A 17,241-nucleotide genomic window follows, 5' to 3' on the forward strand; every position below is an offset into this window, starting at 1 on the left:
GGGACTTCGGAATGCCACCAGAGTCCATGATAAATATCAATATTCGCAACCTGCAAGCATGGGAGTTACGCGGTCGGAAGTGCGAATTAATCGCGTTGCGGCTTCCATCGCCCAACGTGGCGTGACTTAAGTCAACGCCGGCGCCGCACGGCTGGTCGTAGTCCGCAATCTAAAATAGCCATCGGGTTCCAAGCTCAGAATGCGCTTTGCTTCATTGGTCGTCGGCTTCAGCAACCAGGCGCTGAAAGATGCTCTCAGTAACGAGGTGGTCGCCAGGCAGCTGCGCGAGTCGATCTGTCTGATCGACGTGCTGGCGCGCACCGCGTCTGCCGGTTTGATCGGCGAGTGGGTAGGCGAAGTGGCCGGCATCGGCGCGGCCCGAATCATCATCACGGGCATCAAGCCGAGCGGGCAGGTCGAGGCGCGCATGGAATTCGAGTTGCAGTCGTACGTCTCGACATTCGCAGACAAGGCCGATTCGGCTCCCATCCCGACGAACCTGGAAATCGCTTCAGGCCAGTCGCTGACGATCGAATCCGTCGCTTGGAGGTGCGTACAATCTCGTGCAGCAGGGACACTCCCAGAAAGGAACCTATACGCGCGACCCCCAATGCGCCGGTTGCTTTCACCTGCTTCTGACGTCACGGCATCTTCGCGATGCAATAACCGGCACGAATTGCGGGGAGCAATTGCCCGCCAATTATTGTTGCAGACGCACTGTATGCTAAAGAATGCCAAAGTGATATTCTGACGAAATGAAATTGTCTCCTGTCGCACCTTTCAAGCGTGGCGGCGGTGTTTGCGGGCTGACGTTCGGCGAGGCCTTGCCTTGTGCGCGATGCGTGGGTCGCGATTTGAACTTGTGCAAGCCACTCGACGACGAACGCCTTGTCCGGCTTCTCGCGCTCGGTGGACCGCGCATCTGGGCGAAGGGGGCGACATTATTTCGTGCCGGCGACCCGATGGGCTCCTTCTTCAAGATAAGAAGTGGAGTCGCCGCGGTCTTCCGTGTTCTGGACGACGGTCGACGCCAGGTCGTGGCCTTGCGCGCACCCGGAGACTGCCTCGGTTACCTGGAGGAGAATGGGAGGTATTCTTTCGAGGGGGTGGCATTGACCAGGCTCGAGGCATGCGCATTCGACCGCCGCCAGTTCGATGCCTTCGCTGCCGGGAATCCAGACCTCGCGGCGGCAACCGCAGAAGCACTGTCAGCGGCCTTGAAGCAGTCCGGCCAGGCCATGGTAGTGCTCGGGCAGCTCAGCTCGATTGAGCGTGTTGCGCACTTTCTGGTGGAGATTGATGGGCTCTACCGGGAGCGGCACGTAGTTCAGACATCGCTGTCGCTTCTGATGACTCGCAACCAGATCGCCGACTATCTCGGTCTGACGGTGGAAACCGTCAGCCGCGCTTTCCATAAGCTCAAGAAATGGGCCATCATCGAGCTCGTCGGAAACGATGAAGTGATCATTGTCGACCGCGCCATGCTGCGCAAAATCGGCAAGGTGTGACGCCGGCAATTATCTTTGTCTGCTCGAGCGCAGTCCGTGAGATCATCTCCGCCAAGGATGACAGGTTCGCCACACCACCGCTCTTCCTGGCCATGCCGTCAGGCTTTCCGGGGCCGATCTGCTGCCGAGAGGTGTTGCCGCCTCGCCGGGACGGCCGCGTCCCGTGCTTTGCTCCTGTGTACCATTCGTCCGACCATTGTATTTGCCCATTCCGGTTCCGGCTTGGTCTGTCTTGCCTTCGCAGCTCTTCCGAACCGTCTCGCATCTTGTAAAGTCTCGAATGCTACGAGAACGCTTCGTCCTTCAGGCTTCAGGGAGTAGTCCCCTGCTGGCTTGAGTGACCGGATAATCTGTTGGCACGCAGCCAGGCCGTCGGTAGGGTCGAGTTCGACGGGAAGGAGCATCACGACTAGATTCGGTCGGTAGTGGGTGTCGCAAAATGCGCCCCATTCCATTTTCACTTGTGTCTTCTCCCTGATGGCGAAAGATTTGCGACTTTCGCCCGTGCAGCATTGACTTTGGTCAATCTGGTAGAGCGTACGGGCCGATATAGGAGATGCTAAGCGCGCTTGCAGACCGGTCGGCGGCAACGGCCTGCACCTTCTTTCTGCCGCCCCTCGCGATGCTCGTCGTCTTCATCAGCAACCAGCCCTTATCGATGGCCTCTCCTGTTCCCACTTCACCGGTAACCCAGCCAGGCGCTATGCAGCGTCTGGTCGCCTGGCTGCCGGGCCTTGCAACACTGAGCGAGTATCGCATCGCCTGGCTGCATCGGGACGCCATGGCTGGCGTGGTCCTCACGACCATGCTCGCGCCGGTGGGAATTGCCTACGCGGTCGCCTCCGGTCTGCCCGGGGTTTACGGTCTGTACGCTACCATCGTTCCACTACTGGTTTACGCGATCTTCGGGCCAAGCCGCATCCTGGTCCTCGGGCCGGACTCGTCACTGGCTCCCATCATTCTTGCGGTGGTCGTCGCGCACGGCGCCTCCGATCCTGCAAGAGCCGTGGCGATTGCGGGTGCAATGGCGCTGGTCTCCGGATTGGTCTGCATTCTGGCCGGCGTGCTGAGACTGGGCTTCGTCACCGAGCTTTTGTCCAAGCCCATTCGATACGGCTACATGAATGGAATCGCGCTTACGGTTCTGATCAGCCAGCTTCCGAAGCTATTCGGTTTCTCCATCGAGGCCGGTGGCCCGCTGCGCGACATCTGGGAAATAGGAAGCGCGATCTTCGCAGGCAAGATAAACGGGCCGTCGCTTGCGGTCGGTGCGGGCGTGCTCGCCGTGATCCTGGGATTGAAGGGAAGCAAGCTGTTGCCCGGCGTGTTGATCGCGGTCGTCGGGGCCACAGCGATAGTGGGGATCTTCGATTTATCGAAGGAGGGTGTCGCTGTCCTGGGCTCCGTGCCGGGAGGGCTCCCTGCCTTCCGAGTGCCCTGGATCACCATGGATGATCTCGGCCCCGTCATCATCGGAGGCGTCGCGGTGGCGCTCGTTTCCTTCGCCGATACCAGTGTGCTTTCCCGCGCCTACGCGGCGCGCCTTGGCCATCCCGTCAATCCCAACCAGGAGATGGTGGGGTTGGGGGCGGCAAATTTTGCTGCGGGATTCTTCCAGGGGTTCCCGATCAGCAGCAGTTCCTCCCGAACTCCGGTGGCGGAAGCGGCTGGCGCGAAGACGCAGCTCAGCGGTGTCGTGGGGGCCTTGGGAGTTGCGATTCTCCTGGTCGCGGCGCCCGATCTCCTCGAGCATCTGCCGACGCCTGCCTTGGCCGCGGTCGTCATTGCTTCGGCCATCGGGCTCCTCGAGATTTCGGACCTGCGCCGCATCTGGCGTATCCAGCGCTGGGAATTCTGGCTGTCTATCCTGTGCCTCGTCGGCGTCGCCGCTCTCGGGGCCGTCCCGGGCATCGGGCTTGCCGTCGGGGTAGCGATCATCGAGTTCCTCTGGGACGGGTGGCGTCCGCACTCGGCCATTCTCGGTCGGCCGCAAGGGGTCAGCGGATGGCATGACACGGCTCGCTATCCGGACGCTCGGAAGATTCCCGGACTTGTGCTCTTCCGTTGGGATGCGCCGCTGTTCTTCGCCAATGCCGAATTGTTCGAAGAGCGCGTTCTGCTTGCCGTCGAGAGCTCGCCGAGCCCCGTTCGGCAAGTCATTGTGGCAGCCGAGCCGGTGACCAGCATCGACGTTACCGCGGCGGATACTCTCATGGAGCTTCTCGACAAGCTCGAGGCCCGGAATATCGAGCTGAGGCTTGCCGAATTGAAGGACCCCGTGAAGGACAAGTTCAAGCGCTTCGAATTGTATGAACGCTTCGGGGACGACGGCTTCCATCCTACGATCGAGGCGGCAGTGGCTGCCTACTGCAGCGCGCACGCCATCGAGCCGCTGCCATGAACTGGCTTCTCGTCTTTGTCCCGATCGCAGTGGTACTGGAGCATTGGGCGCCTCAGCAACAGCTCGCGATTTTCGTCGCTTCGGGCCTCGGGATCCTGCCCCTGGCCGCCTGGATGGGCCGGGCGACCGAACATCTGGCGGCGCGGATGGGTGAAGGCGTCGGAGGCCTGCTCAACGCCACCTTCGGCAATGCTGCGGAGCTCATCATCGCCATAGCAGCCCTGAGGAGCGGTCTCTACGACGTCGTCAAGGCATCGATTGCAGGATCGATCATCGGAAATATCCTGTTGGTGCTGGGAGCGGCGATGGTGGCCGGCGGTGCTGTCCATCGCGGCCAGACCTACAATGCGCAGGGCGCCCGTGCTCAGTCGACCATGCTCACGCTCGCGATCATCGCGTTGATACTGCCCGCGGCGTACAAGATTGCGGCCGGAGAGCGCGCGGCGGTGGGCCTCGTCCCGCTCAGCATTGCAATCTCGATCGTGCTGTTGCTGGTCTACGTCCTGTTCCTCGTCTTCAGCCTGAAAACGCATTCCGATCTGTTCAAGGGCGCAGAGCTGGTCGACGAGGGGCACGAAAAGTCCTGGAGCACCCGTCGATCGGCGCTCGTGCTGGCCGCGAGCACCGTCGCGATCGCCTGGGTCAGCGAGATCCTGGTCGGTTCGATACAGCCTGCCGCCAAGGCGCTCGGGCTGGGAAATGCGTTCGTCGCGATCTTCGTCGTCGCCATCCTCGGCAATGCGGCCGAGCACTCCACCGCCATAACGGCGGCGATGAAGAATCGCATGGATCTCGCCCTTTCCATCGCGATTGGATCGAGCGTTCAGGTCGCGCTCTTCGTGGCGCCCGTTCTCGTGCTGCTCAGCCTGGTTATCGGGCCTGCGGCCATGGATCTGGCGTTTCCCGGCGGCCTCGTGCTGATCGTCCTCCTGTCGGTCTTGATCACCGGTCAGGTGGCTGCGGATGGACGCTCGGACTGGCTGAAGGGCCTGCAGCTCCTAGCCGTTTATATCGTTCTCGGCCTCACGGTGTTCTTCCTGGCCGTCTGATGGAAGGTGGCTGCAACATCAGGGGAGCCGGAACATGCTTGTCCAGCTGGCTGTAGGTTTGTTCGCGAGCTTCGTGAATATCGTAATCCATTCCCTGATCATGGTTTCGTTGATCCGGACTGCGCGAGCCCGCGGGGCCGGCATGCGCGCCTCGAGCTGGCATCTTGCCGGTCTCATGTCCCCGGTCGTCTGCCTGCTCATGATGGCGCATGTTGGAGAGGTGGCGATCTGGACGCTCACATACGCGCTGACCGGCGCAGCTCCGGAAAAATCCGATATCCTGTACTTCGCATTCGTGAACTACACGACACTGGGTTACGGAGACATGATCCCTGTCGAGCGGTGGCGTCTTCTCGGCCCCATCACGGCCATGAACGGCGTGCTGCTCTTCGGCTGGTCGACGGCCGTCATTTTCGAGGTACTGCGACGAGCATTGATCAGGCTGGACCAGGATATGCGACCTCTGTGAGTCGCCCCGGCCCTGCGCGGCCGTCTGCTTGCAAGCGGCGCCGGTTCGAGCCAGGTCCTGGGCACCGGAAAGGACGACTTCAGCGACGTGCGCCGCCGCTATTCGTGCCACAGGTTCGCATAGGGTCATCTGACTGCGGACCGTCGATCAGGTCCGAAAGCCGCGAGCCACTGGCGATCGGACAGGGCATCGGTTCATCCTCGACCAGCTGAGGAGGATGCCGTGCCAAGCCATGCCAAGACCTACGGAACCGTCTGCGCCGATGCGCGCAAGGAGATGACCGGCCTGGAATTCGTCCGGGGCCTGGCAAGCGGGACGCTGCCGCTCAACACGATCGCCAGGACCCTGGGCTACGACGTCGTCGAGGCCGAGAGCGGGCGGGTCGTGATCACGGCTGCGCCGAACGACGGTCACCTCAACCCGTCCGGCACCGTGCATGGTGGCCTCGCCGCGACGCTGCTCGACAGCTGCATGGGGCTTGCGATCCAGTCGACCTTGGGCAAGGGCGTCGGCTCGACGACGCTCGAGATCAAGATCTCGTTCGTGCGGGCGATCACGCCGGAGACCGGCCTGATCAAGGCCGAGGGCACGGTGCTCAATTGCGGCCGCCGGGTTGGCACGGCCGAAGGACGGGTTACCGACAGCAAGGGCCGGCTGCTCGTTCACGGCACGACGACCTGCCTCATCTTCGACGGCTGATCGCGCGCGGACGGGTTTGCCTGCGGCGCCTTTCAACGAAACAATGGCCGCAACAGCCATTCCGCCGCAGGAGTCTCCGATGTTGCTCAATGCCCTCTTCCCCACGCGCGACATCGGCACCGATCCGGCGAAAATCCGCGACTGGGCGCAGGCTGCCGAGGGGCTCGGCTATCACTGCATCGAGGTTGCCGACCACGTTTTTGGCGCCGCACCGCGCGGCGACTGGAAGCCGACCTACAGCGAGCACGATCCGTTCCACGAGACCTTCACGACGATGGCCTTCATCGCCGCCGTCACCAAAACCATCAAGCTGTGCAGCGGCGTGCTGATCCTGCCGCAGCGCCAGACCGGCCTGGTCGCCAAGCAGGCCGCCCAGGTCGACGTCCTGAGCGGCGGACGGTTGCGTCTCGGCGTCGGCGTCGGCTGGAACCATGTCGAGTACGAGGCGCTCGGGACCGAGTGGAAGACACGAGGCGCGCGTCAGTCCGAGCAGATCGAGGTGATGCGCCGCCTGTGGACCGAGGACTTCGTCACCTTCGAGGGCAAGTTCCACAAGATGGTCGACGTGAACATCCTGCCCGCGCCGGTGCAACGTCCTATCCCCATCTGGTTCGGCGGTTCTTCGGAGGCGGTCATCAAGCGCGCCGCGCGAATCGGCGACGGCTGGATGCCGATCCTGGCGCCCGATGCGGCGGGCGAGGCGAAGCTCGCCCTGCTGCGCGAGCATCTGAAGGGGTTCGGACGCGATCCCGCGACGTTCGGGCTCGAGGGATGGCTGCGGATGGACACGCCGGACGAATCGCTCTGGGCGAAGGCCGTGCAGGGCTGGAAGCGGTTCGGCGCCCAGATGGTGATGCTCTATCCGATGTACCGGATGTCCAAGCTCGACGATCAGATCGAGACCCTGCAGCGCTTCAAGGACGTGGCGGCGGGTTAGCGGCGGATTCCAACGAAGCTCTGCCTCGGATCAACAGGACGTTCCTCGTCATCCCGAGCGCAGGGAAGGATTTCACCCAACGATCACATACGGGCTGTCCATATCAAGACAACTGGTCGGCCGCCCTCGCGTCAGAAGGAGCGGAGGCAGTCGCGAAAGTGATAGGCGTCGTCGCAGGGAAGCGGCGGCGGTGGCAGCAGCCATCTGCATAGAGCCGTGGCACGCACCTCCTTGAGGTTGATCCCGAACTCCCTGCGAAACGCGCGGCTGAAACCGGATGCGTCGGCGAAGCGAATTGTCGAGCATGTATTTTAGCCGATCGCTGTTCGTCTCGCATCGGCGTGGTGTCCCCTGAATGTTCCCGATGCCCCAACTTCTGCGTCCGGGTTTGGGACGGGCGGCACAATCGAGGGACGCCGCGCTCAGGGCCTCATGCGCGCCGGGTCTTAGGATGGAGGGGTGAACATATGATACAGACACGAGATTTCGGCAGCCAACGCAGGAGTCCTCACATGCGCTGGATACACCTTTCCATTGTCGTCGTTTTCGCCATCGCCGTTGTCGTCTTCGTCGTGCAGAATTTCTCGGTCGTCACGATGTCGTTCCTGGGCTTCAGTGCCCGCGCGCCGTTGGCGTTGCTGGTCGCCTTGGTCTACCTCCTGGGCATGGCGACGGGCGGCAGCCTTTGGGCGCTGCTGCGCCGGTCGCTTCACGGATCCCAACTCGCCAAGGCGTCGGACGCGTGATGGCGCGCTAGCCGACGGCCTCCTTTCCAGGACGAGCCTCTCGGCGCGCAGCACCGGCCGACGTGCAATTCGGCGGCGAGGTCCAGCCCAACCGTACGTCATAGGCAGGTGCAGGGTCGGCGCCGTTCTCGGCGTTACTCATGCGCTGCCAGCCCGCCCGTCCGACGATCCGCGCCCATTTCCTTTGCCGTTACTGCTCCAACCGACTCCTATCGACGGCGAATCACAATATAAACGGGACATGGCAAAGAACGAACACTCCCCATGGTGGAGCTGGACATGGCCGTTGCTGGCATGGGCCGTGCTGGTATTGGCGGTGGTGCTGGGGCCGACGGATCCGATCGCCGCGGCGGCCGGCTTCCTGCTGATCGCCGCGGTGTTCGCTGCGGTCTATCACGCGGAGGTCGTCGCCCATCGCGTCGGCGAGCCGTTCGGGACCCTGATTCTCGCCGTGGCCGTCACGATCATCGAAGTGGCGCTGATCGTTTCGATGATGGTCGGGACCTCGCTCGACAAGTCGGGGCTGGCCCGCGACACGGTATTCGCCGCTGTCATGATCGTCTGCAACGGCATCGTCGGGCTGTGCCTGCTGGTGGGGGGCGCGCACCACCGCGAGCAGGGATTCCAGCTCGCGGGGGCGAGTGCGGCTCTCGCAGTGCTCGGCGCGCTCACCGTGCTCTCGCTGGTCGTGCCAAACGTCACCACTACGGAGCCCGGACCGGTATTCTCGACATCACAGCTGGTCTTCGCCGGCGCCGCTTCGCTGGTGCTCTACGGCTCCTTCGTCTTCGTGCAGACCGTGCGCCATCGCGACTATTTCCTGCCGATCGACGTCGGTTCGACGGAAGAGCACGCGCCGCCGCCTTCCAACCGCCGAGCCCTGGTCAGCCTGGGGCTGCTGGTCGTTTCCCTCGTCGCCGTGGTCGGTCTGGCCAAGACGCTGACGCCGGCGCTCGAAGCGGGCGTGGCCTGGCTCAATGCTCCCAAGGCCGTGGTAGGCATCGTGATCGCCGCCCTCGTGCTCCTGCCAGAGGGAATGGCGGCGGTGAAGGCGGCCCGCGCCAACCAGCTGCAGACCAGCCTGAACCTGGCGCTCGGGTCGGCCTTGGCGAGCATCGGTCTCACGATCCCGGCGGTAGCCGTGGTGGCGATCGTCCTCGGTCAGCGGCTGGAGCTCGGCCTCGGCGGCAAGGAACAGCTCCTGCTCGCGCTCACCTTGTTCCTCGGTGTCGTGACGCTGGGCACCGGCCGGACCACGGTGCTGCAGGGCATCGTCCATCTGGTGATGTTCGCCGCCTTCCTGTTCCTCGCAATCGTGCCATAGAGGCAACTGGCATCGGGTTTGCCTCGGACACGGCATGACCAGCGCCATTCCCCTGATCGACATCTCGCCCTTCCTGCACGGCGGCGACGCCGACCGGCGGGCAGTCGCGAGGACCGTCGACGACGCCTGCGCGGATATGGGCTTTCTGCTCGTTTCGGGGCATGGCATCCCATCCTCGCTGGTCGACGACATGCGCCGGGTGTCGACCTCCTTCTTCGAGCGCCCGCTCGAGGAGAAACTGCGCTACCGCATGCCGCCCGACCGCTACCGCGGCTTCATCGCCTTCGGCAACGAGGCGCTGGCCTACAGCCTCGGCGAGGAGACGCCGCCCGATCTCAAGGAGTCTTTCTCGATCGGTCCGGTCGATGCGCCCGACGATGCCTATCATCGCGCCGCGACGCCGGCCAATTTCTTCGCGCCCAACATCTGGCCCGAGGGGCTGCCGGAGTTCCAGGCAACCTGGAGTGCCTACTACCGGCATATGGAAGGATTGGCCACGACCCTGATGCGGATCTTCGCGATGGGGCTCGGCATGGACGAGCACTATTTCGACGACAAGATCGACCGCCACATCACCAACTTCAGCGTGCTCCATTACCCTCCGCAGCACGAGGCGCCGCGGCCCGGGCAGCTGCGCGCCGGCGCGCATACCGACTACGGCAGCCTGACCATCGTGAAACCCGACGGCGCCGAGGGCGGCCTTCAGGTTCTCACCAAGGACGGCAGCTGGCTCGACGTACCGCACATGCCCGACGCCTTCGTCGTCAATCTCGGCGATCTGATGGCCGAATGGACCAACGACCGCTGGGTCTCGACCCTGCACCGCGTCGTGAATCCGTCGCGCGCGGCAGGGGAGGCGGCGCGGCGGATCTCGATGACCTTCTTTCACCAGCCCAACTACGACGCGGTCGTCCAGTGCCTGCCGACCTGCGCCGATGCCGCCCGGCCGCCGCGCTACGGCACGACGACCTCGGGCGAGCATGTCTGGATGAAGATCAACAAGCAGCGCCAGGGCGACCTCGCCGCGGAACGCTGACTCCGCTGGGGCCGCGGCTCTCCAGAGCCGCACTGCCAGCAGATCACTTTGTCATGATCAACTTGTTCGATGCGGTGAGGCGCAGGCGATATCGCGAATCGGCGTGGCGGACGATCAACTCGCGTTGTCCCTTCAGCAGGGTGCTGCTGTCGACGATGAGAACCGACGGGCTCGGTTCCTCCGACTTGCGCTTGCCGTCCGGCTCGATCTGGCTGGTCATGCGGGCTCCTTGACTATTTGCAAGTGACTATCATTTGCATATACTGGGGAAAATCAAGTCCAAAGGAGACCATGGATAGCTCCATCGCCGACCGTACCCCGGAGAGCGGCTCGACCGACGTCGAAAACCGTCGCCAGGTCCTCGATCTCCTGCTCGGCCGTCGCTCGGTCAATGTCCTCGATGAGCCGGCCCCGACCGGGCGCGATCTAGAGCTGATTCTCGATCTCGGCCTGCGGGCACCCGATCATGGGCGGCTGCGGCCCTGGCGCTTCATCCTGATCCGGGGCGATGCGCGCGCGGCCTTCGCCGACCGCCTCGTCGCGGCGGCCCGCCGGCGCGATCCCGCAGCGCCGCAGGCGCTGCTCGACCGCTATCGCGCCTGGCCGCTGCGTACGCCCTTGCTGATAGGCGTTGGCGCCGTGGTTCGCGCCAACCATGTCATCCCCGAAGGCGAGCAGATCCTGTCCGCGGGCGCTGCGGCGATGAACATGCTGAACGCGATCCATTTGCTCGGTTACGCCGGCATGTGGGTGACAGGCGCCAACGCCTACGATCCCGAGATCAACGCCAGCCTCGGCCTCGAAGCGCCGAGCCGGCTGGTCGGTTTCCTCGCCGTCGGAACGCCGCGAACGACGGCCGCCGGGGAGCGGCCCGCGCGGGCGGATCATGTCGTCGAATGGGAGGGTTTGAGCCGCGTGACATGACGACGGACTGCTTCCGCGCCTACTGAGTTGCGAGCCAGCCGTCGCCGGTCCATGATTTGCCCAAAATCATGGACCTCCGAGGGAGAGTGCGCTGAAGATCATGATCATGGGTGCGTCCTACGGGTCGCTGCTCGCCTCCAAAGTCCTGTTCGGCGGCCATTCGGTGCACCTGATCTGCCTGCCCGCCGAAGCCGACCTGATCAACGCCGAAGGCTTCCGCGTTCGGATGCCGATTCGCGGCCGCAAGGACCCTGTCGTGATCGATTCGCGCAAGCTGCCGGGAAAAGTGACGGCCGGCGGCACGACCAGCGCCAATCCCGCCGACTATGACCTGATCGGGCTGGCCATGCAGGAGCCGCAGTACCGCTCGCCGGGCGTGCGCGAGCTGCTCGACGCCGTCGCGAAATCCCGTGTGCCCTGCATGTCGATCATGAACATGCCGCCGCTCGCCTACATGCGGCGCCTGCCCGGCCTCGATGCCGACACGCTGAAGCCCGCCTACACCGACGCCAGCGTATGGGACAGTTTCGATCCCGAGCGGGTGACCCTCTGCAGCCCCGATCCGCAGGCGATCCGCCCGCCCGACGAGCCGGTCAACGTGCTGATGGTCACCTTGCCGACCAACTTCAAGGTTGCCCGCTTCAAGGACGAGAAGGCCAACGCGCTGCTCGCCGAGCTCGAGAAGGACATCGACGCGGTGCGGTTCGACACGCCGGAGGGCAAGATCGAGCTGCCGGTGAAGCTGCGCGCCTACGACTCGCTGTTCGTGCCGCTCGCTAAATGGGCGATGCTGCTCGCCGGCAACTACCGTTGCGTCACCCCGGACGGGATGCGCACGGCGCAGGAGGCGGTGCATAGCGACATCGAGACGTCACGTTCGGTCTACAACTTCGTGTTCGACCTGTGCGTGAAGCTCGGCGCCAACCCGGCCGACCTGGTGCCGTTCGAGAAGTACGCAGCGGCGGCACAGAGCTTGGTGCGGCCGGCGTCGGCGGCGCGCGCGCTGCAGAACGGTGTGCCCAACATCGAGCGCGCCGACAAGCTGGTCCAGCTTATCGCCAAGCAGAAGGGCCTGAGCCACCCGGTGATCGACGCCGGCGTCGCCCTGGTCGACAAGCGCCTCGAAGCCAACCGCAAGAAGGCCGCGGCCGCCTGATCTTGGTCTTCCGGACCGCGAACCTCCGGCTCGCTCATGCTCATGAGGCGAGCCAGAGGCTCGCGGTCCGGAAGATCATGACGACTTGATAGCAGCCGGTGGCGGCTCCCAGCCGAAGACGCTGCGTCCGCCGTACTCGAAGGAGCGCCGTCGCTCCTCTGCCGTGAAGGCGCCGTACGACGGGCCGGTCGCATGGACCTCGAGCTGGCGCGCCTGGTAGTCGAGGCGGCGGATGGCGTCGAGCTTCTCGTCGTTGCCGAGCCTGGCGCTGCCGAGGGCGGACTTGAGCACGCCGATCGTCTCGTCGAGCACCTTGAGCGGCACCGGGTAGGGATGGCGGTCCTTGCCGCCATGTGCGAGCGAGAAGCGCGCCGGATCGGCGAAGCGGTGCGGCGCGCCGTGCACGACCTCGGCGACCAGCGCCAGCGAATGCACCGTGCGCGCACCGACGCCCGGCACCAGCAGCAAGTCGGCGAAGTCTGTCGGGCCGGCATCGGCCGCGGCAGCGAGCGCACCGTGCAAGCGGCGCATCATCACGTCCTTGGGGCGCACGTCGTGATGCGACGGCATGATCAGGTGCGGCAGCATCGGTTCGGCCTCGACCGGCGCCGGCGCGCCCTCGAGGGCGGAGAGCTCCTGCACGATGCGGTCGGGACCGAACTCCTGCAGCAGCTCGAGTTGGCCGGCGCGCGAGGCCTTGGCGCGCACGTCGGTGAGATTGACGATCTCGCCCTGGTTCTTGCCGTCGATCGCGCTGTGCGGCGTCTCGACGAAGCTCTTGAGATCGTGCGACAGCCAGTGATAGCGGCGGGCGAGCTTGCTCGTGCCGTTCATGCCCTGCTGCACCACGACCCACTGACTGTCGTCGGTGACGATGAAGCCGTGCAGGTAGAGGTCGAAGCCGTCCTGCACTGCCGCGCTGTCGACCTTGGCGACTAGCCGGCTCGTCCTGGCCAGCGCCGCGCCGTCGAAGCCGGTGCGCTCACCGATCGCGACCAGCTCGTGCGGCGTCTGGCGAGAGTGGCTGCCGCGGCCGCCGCAGACATGCAGGCCAAGCTCCTTCGCTCGCGGCGTGAGCCCACGCTTCAGCGCGCCGATCACGGCGGTGGTGATGCCGGAGGAATGCCAGTCCATGCCCATCACGGCGCCGAACGACTGGAACCAGTAGGGATGGGCGAGCCGGCGCAGGAACTCCTCGCGGCCGTAGTGATGCACGATGGCTTCGGTGATCACCGTGCCGAGCCGCGCCATGCGCGATGCCAGCCACAGCGGCACGCGGCCGTTATGCAGCGGGAGGTCGGCACTACCGGATCGCTTTGCCATGCGCCTTATGTAGGCTCGGCATCGGGCCGCTTCCAGCAGCAGGCGAGGCGGCTTAGGCGGCGAGGCAGCAGCGCTTCGCCTTCTTCCCGCTGCCGCAGGGACACGGGTCGTTGCGTCCCATGTTCCGCCAGGGACTCGTGGCCGGTTCGTTCGCGTAGGGACAAGAGAATGTCGCGGCGAGCTGGTCGATGTACTCGTCTTCCTCTTCTCCCATATCCAACTCCTGCAATGCCAGGACGACATCGTCGAGGTTGCCGCCAAAGTCTTCCTCGAAGCGAGCGCCGTCGTCGGGCGCTCGCGAGGTGCTCGAGAAATCGGACCATCCTTTGCCTGTCGATTCGTCCCTTCCAGGTCAGGAAGGACGCCGCGCGCAGCACGGCGTCATGGATGGATTGTTCGATCTCCGGCTCTTCGATGATCCCGAACAAGCTCTCCGCATCACCGTCGAAAGTGGCGGCGATGATGGCCGGTAAGGCGAAGGTCGGCGTGTCGCCCAGCGAACTCTCGCTGTCGCCGACATCCTGCCGTCCGCGGCCCGGATCATGGCGGAGCGCAGCAGGGGTGCTGCTTCCGCATAACGTAGCGTTCCACGCAGGTCGAGACGGCTTCCACAGGAACGCGCCAGGAGAGGCCCAGCTGCACGACGACCTGCTCGATGGGGAGCTGCGAAAGCTTGTCAGGAGGAGTCGACATTCAAGACACCTATGCCGCTTGCTCCAGTGTCGAGGCTATGTCGCGCGTGGTGACGCGGCGCAGGTCGCGCACCTTCGTCGTGTCGAACGGCCGCGCGCGATGCATGGTACAGCGATTGTCCCAGATAACCAGGTCGCCCTCGCGCCATTTGTGAGCGTGCACGAACGGTGGCCTGGTGGCGTGCTCCATCAGGTCCATCAGCAGCAGGCGCCCGTCCGGAACCGGCATGCCCTGGATGTGCGAGGCATGCGCGGCGAGATAGAGCGACTTGCGGTGCGAGCCGGGATGCGTCCGCACCAAACGCTGCGGCACGGGCGGCAGAGATGCCTGCTCCTCGGCCGTGTACTTGTCCCGGTTCACGTCGAGCTGGCCGCGCGAGTGCCAGATCGAATGGATGGCGATCAGCCCATCGAGCTGCTTTTGAGTCGCCTCGGGCAGCGCATCATAGGCGGCGCGCATGTCGGCGAACTCCGTGTCGCCGCCTTCATCCGGAATGACATGGGCATAGAGCAGCGACAGCGCGCCGGGAACGGCGCGGAACGAGGCGTCGGTGTGCCACAGGCGATTGGCCAGCCAGTCGAGCCGGCGCTTGGCGTTGACTTCGAGCACCTTGCCGTCGCCGTCGAGGTTGGAGATGTCGGCGAGCTCGGTGCGGTCCAGGCGATGCTTGATGCCGGTGTGCCGAGCGCGCTGGGCAGAGGAATGGATCGGGCCGAATTGGGCCGAGAAATCGATCTGCTGCGCGTCGCTGAGCTTCTGCCCGCGAAACACGGCGACCGCGTAGCGGTTGATCGCATTCTCGATGGTGTCGCGGTCGGCGGGCGGTAGGGGGCGTGCGAGATCGATGCCGGAGATCTCGGCGACGAACTCCGGCGTTGTTGGCGTAACGGTGATGCTCATAACCGGCTCCTGCGGCTATAGTAGCGCCAACTCATTTTCTCCCAGGAAACGCCATGCCGCAAACGATCAAGCTCGCCCTGCTCGACGATTATCAGAAGGTAGCCATGCGCATGGCCGATTGGGACCGGCTGAAGAAGCGCGGCATCGAGATCACCGTGTTCCACGAGCCGTTCGCCTCGGTCGATGATGCTGCACAAAAGCTCGCGCCGTTCGAGGTGCTCGGCCTGCTGCGCGAGCGCACCGCTTTCCCGCGCGAGCTCATCGAGAAGCTGCCGAACCTCAAGTTCATGGTCCTGACCGGCGCGCGAGCGGCGAGCCTCGACGACAAGGCGGCGACGGAACGCGGCATCCCGATCTCGACCACGCCCGGCGGCGGCTCGAACGCGCCGACGGCGGAGCTCGGCTGGGCGCTGCTGATGATGTGCGCCCGCGATCTCGCCAAGGCCGAGCGGCTGGCGCGCGCCGGCAAGTGGCACGACGGCATCGAGCAGATGGTCGTGCTAGAAGGTAAGCGGCTCGGCATCCTCGGACTCGGCAAGCTTGGCAGCCGTGCGGCTGCCTACGGCAAGGCCTTCGGCATGGACGTCGTCGCCTGGAGCCAGAACCTCACCCCGGAGAAGGCGGTGGCGGGCGGAGCCAAATACGTCAGCAAGGATGAATTGCTCGCGACGTCGGACTTCGTGTCGATCCATCTCGCTCTCTCGGCCCGCACGCGCGGCCTGATCGGCGCTGCAGACCTCGCGAAGATGAAGAAGACCGCGATCCTGGTGAATACCTCGCGCGGTCCGATCGTCGACGAAGCCGCCCTGATCGCGGCGCTGAAGAACCGCACCATCCTGCATGCCGGGCTGGACGTGTACGACAAGGAGCCGCTGCCGGCCGACCATCCGCTCATCAAGCTCGACAACGTCACCCTGATTCCGCATCTGGGCTACGTGGTCGAGGAGAGCTACCGGTATTTCTACAAGGGCACGATCGAGGACATCGAGGCCTGGCTCGACGGCAAGCCGATCAACGTCCTCAATCCGGACGCGTTGAAGCGCTGAGCGGGCCGAATCCGCTCTCTTCGAGCAATCGGCAGAGCTGTCCGTCGTTGCAGGATTGGATCTCCAGCAGCGCGGCGTAGGGATCGCCTTCCAAATGAAGCGCGCCGGCGAAGGCCGGCTCGGTTCTGGCGCCCAGCCGCCGTCTTTCCATGACGGCGCGCCGGAAAGACCCTTCGCCAAGGGCCAGCAGGCGGCGCTCGACCTCGAAATGGCGCCATCCCCGCTGCAGGGGAACCGGCAAGGGATGTCCGAAGAGCTCGAAGACCCAGCCGTGAGCCTCGAAAGAAGCGATCACCGGCCGCTCGTCTCCGATCCATTGCCGGATCGAGAATTCGTCGCGGTCGCCGAAGGCCGACCAGACGAGTTGGGCGAAGGCGCCGCCATCTGGAGCATGGCACAGAATGTCGATGTCGCTGCCCGGGACGTCGATCCCGAGCGGCAGCGTCCCTGCAACATGAGGGTCGCAGTCCCGCAGGATTTCCAGGACGCTCAGGCGGTCGATCGCTTGTCGGTAGTCCAGCATTCTGTTGCCATCAGCTCTTGCGATGTCGATTCTGTTGCGCCTCGGACGTCGATGGGGTGACGGCAAGGCGTTTTGGCGCTCTGCGGCCAAAATCGCTTACCGTCACCAACCCAAGGAGATCGACATGGCTCAATATATGCTGCTGCTGCACCAGGCGCCCAATTACAATGCGGACCTGCCGCGCGAGAAGATGATGGAGATGACCCGGCGCTACATGGCGTGGGCCGAGCAGCTGCGTCATCAAGGCAAGATGGTCGGAGGAGAGAAGCTGACGGCGAGCGGCGGTCGTCACATCAAGGTCAAGGACGGCAAGCCGGTTGCCAGCGACGGCCCCTATGCCGAGGCCAAGGACGTGATCGGGGGCTACTTCGTTCTCGACGCCAGGGATCTGGCCGAGGCAGAGGCGATCGCCAGGGAATGCCCGCACTTTGCCCTGGCGCCGACCAACTGGGCCGAGATCCGCCCGATCGAGGATATGAGCCAGGCACGCGCCGCTGCGAGCTGAGC

At 64.6% G+C, this 17,241-nt stretch carries 19 protein-coding genes; 14 read left to right on the plus strand and 5 right to left on the minus strand.

All coding sequences use genetic code 11. The features are described 5' to 3' along the window. The first annotated feature begins 199 nt into the window (after positions 1-199). From ACQY8M_RS07290 to ACQY8M_RS07335, 10 genes are all read left to right on the plus strand, one after another. The gene (locus ACQY8M_RS07290) at positions 200-751 is read left to right on the plus strand and encodes a hypothetical protein (protein WP_428670351.1); all 552 of its coding nucleotides are present in this window, start codon (positions 200-202) and stop codon (positions 749-751) included. A 4-nt stretch (positions 752-755) separates the two neighbouring features. Further along, the gene (locus ACQY8M_RS07295; protein ID WP_428670354.1) at positions 756-1,508 is read left to right on the plus strand and encodes a Crp/Fnr family transcriptional regulator; all 753 of its coding nucleotides are present in this window, start codon (positions 756-758) and stop codon (positions 1,506-1,508) included. A gap of 703 nt (positions 1,509-2,211) precedes the next feature. Beyond that, positions 2,212-3,909 carry a SulP family inorganic anion transporter gene (locus tag ACQY8M_RS07300; protein WP_428675329.1) on the plus strand — a complete coding sequence of 566 codons (1,698 nt, stop codon included), beginning with the start codon at positions 2,212-2,214 and terminating at the stop codon, positions 3,907-3,909. Further along, positions 3,906-4,958, plus strand: coding sequence for a calcium/proton exchanger (gene cax / locus ACQY8M_RS07305; RefSeq protein ID WP_428670356.1), 1,053 nt, complete (start codon positions 3,906-3,908; stop codon positions 4,956-4,958). The genes ACQY8M_RS07300 and cax overlap by 4 nt, the downstream gene beginning before the upstream one ends. A 34-nt stretch (positions 4,959-4,992) precedes the next feature. Next, positions 4,993-5,427: a potassium channel family protein gene (locus tag ACQY8M_RS07310; RefSeq protein ID WP_428670358.1), complete on the plus strand. Its 435-nt coding sequence runs from the start codon at positions 4,993-4,995 to the stop codon at positions 5,425-5,427. A 276-nt stretch (positions 5,428-5,703) separates the two neighbouring features. After that, the gene (locus tag ACQY8M_RS07315) at positions 5,704-6,126 is read left to right on the plus strand and encodes a PaaI family thioesterase (RefSeq protein ID WP_428675330.1); all 423 of its coding nucleotides are present in this window, start codon (positions 5,704-5,706) and stop codon (positions 6,124-6,126) included. 79 nt (positions 6,127-6,205) lie between these two features. Then, on the plus strand, positions 6,206-7,063 hold the full coding sequence (locus ACQY8M_RS07320) for an LLM class F420-dependent oxidoreductase (protein ID WP_428670360.1): 858 nt from the start codon (positions 6,206-6,208) through the stop codon (positions 7,061-7,063). 512 nt (positions 7,064-7,575) lie between these two features. Further along, complete coding sequence (locus tag ACQY8M_RS07325; protein WP_428670362.1) at positions 7,576-7,809, plus strand: hypothetical protein; 234 nt, start codon at positions 7,576-7,578, stop codon at positions 7,807-7,809. Positions 7,810-8,050: 241 nt separating this feature from the next. Then, entirely contained in the window at positions 8,051-9,133 is a 1,083-nt protein-coding gene (locus ACQY8M_RS07330) for a calcium:proton antiporter (RefSeq protein WP_428670364.1), read from the plus strand. Positions 9,134-9,167: 34 nt separating this feature from the next. Next, a complete protein-coding gene (locus ACQY8M_RS07335) occupies positions 9,168-10,169 on the plus strand; it encodes an isopenicillin N synthase family dioxygenase (RefSeq protein ID WP_428670366.1) in 1,002 nt (333 codons plus the stop codon). 43 nt (positions 10,170-10,212) lie between these two features. On the opposite strand, the gene hemP is transcribed toward ACQY8M_RS07335, so the two are convergent. After that, positions 10,213-10,389 carry a hemin uptake protein HemP gene (gene hemP, locus ACQY8M_RS07340; protein WP_428670368.1) on the minus strand — a complete coding sequence of 59 codons (177 nt, stop codon included), beginning with the start codon at positions 10,387-10,389 and terminating at the stop codon, positions 10,213-10,215. Between the two features lie 71 nt (positions 10,390-10,460). On the opposite strand from hemP, the gene ACQY8M_RS07345 reads away from it, so the two are divergent. Beyond that, positions 10,461-11,093: a nitroreductase family protein gene (locus tag ACQY8M_RS07345; RefSeq protein ID WP_428670370.1), complete on the plus strand. Its 633-nt coding sequence runs from the start codon at positions 10,461-10,463 to the stop codon at positions 11,091-11,093. A gap of 106 nt (positions 11,094-11,199) precedes the next feature. Then, positions 11,200-12,249 carry a hypothetical protein gene (locus tag ACQY8M_RS07350; protein WP_428670372.1) on the plus strand — a complete coding sequence of 350 codons (1,050 nt, stop codon included), beginning with the start codon at positions 11,200-11,202 and terminating at the stop codon, positions 12,247-12,249. A 75-nt stretch (positions 12,250-12,324) separates the two neighbouring features. Here ACQY8M_RS07350 and ACQY8M_RS07355 read toward each other — a convergent pair whose 3' ends face one another. The 3 genes from ACQY8M_RS07355 to ACQY8M_RS07365 all read right to left on the minus strand — a co-directional run bounded on the left by ACQY8M_RS07355 (position 12,325) and on the right by ACQY8M_RS07365 (position 15,165). Beyond that, positions 12,325-13,572: a DUF763 domain-containing protein gene (locus ACQY8M_RS07355; protein WP_428670374.1), complete on the minus strand. Its 1,248-nt coding sequence runs from the start codon at positions 13,570-13,572 to the stop codon at positions 12,325-12,327. A gap of 52 nt (positions 13,573-13,624) precedes the next feature. Next, positions 13,625-13,786 (minus strand): SEC-C metal-binding domain-containing protein, encoded by a 162-nt coding sequence (locus ACQY8M_RS07360; protein ID WP_428670376.1) that lies wholly within the window; start codon positions 13,784-13,786, stop codon positions 13,625-13,627. A 488-nt stretch (positions 13,787-14,274) separates the two neighbouring features. Beyond that, entirely contained in the window at positions 14,275-15,165 is an 891-nt protein-coding gene (locus ACQY8M_RS07365) for a TauD/TfdA dioxygenase family protein (RefSeq protein WP_428670378.1), read from the minus strand. Positions 15,166-15,218: 53 nt separating this feature from the next. Here ACQY8M_RS07365 and ACQY8M_RS07370 point away from each other — a divergent pair, with 53 nt between their 5' ends. After that, positions 15,219-16,211 (plus strand): D-2-hydroxyacid dehydrogenase family protein, encoded by a 993-nt coding sequence (locus tag ACQY8M_RS07370; RefSeq protein WP_428670380.1) that lies wholly within the window; start codon positions 15,219-15,221, stop codon positions 16,209-16,211. On the opposite strand, the gene ACQY8M_RS07375 is transcribed toward ACQY8M_RS07370, so the two are convergent. Continuing rightward, the gene (locus tag ACQY8M_RS07375; RefSeq protein WP_428670382.1) at positions 16,186-16,824 is read right to left on the minus strand and encodes a DUF4269 domain-containing protein; all 639 of its coding nucleotides are present in this window, start codon (positions 16,822-16,824) and stop codon (positions 16,186-16,188) included. The two genes, ACQY8M_RS07370 and ACQY8M_RS07375, sit on opposite strands and share 26 nt — an antisense overlap. Before the next feature lie 34 nt (positions 16,825-16,858). On the opposite strand from ACQY8M_RS07375, the gene ACQY8M_RS07380 reads away from it, so the two are divergent. After that, a complete protein-coding gene (locus tag ACQY8M_RS07380; RefSeq protein ID WP_428670384.1) occupies positions 16,859-17,239 on the plus strand; it encodes a YciI family protein in 381 nt (126 codons plus the stop codon). Positions 17,240-17,241: the final 2 nt, after the last annotated feature.

Origin of the sequence: Reyranella sp. (assembly GCF_965279465.1) — a bacterium.
Taxonomy (GTDB): domain Bacteria; phylum Pseudomonadota; class Alphaproteobacteria; order Reyranellales; family Reyranellaceae; genus Reyranella.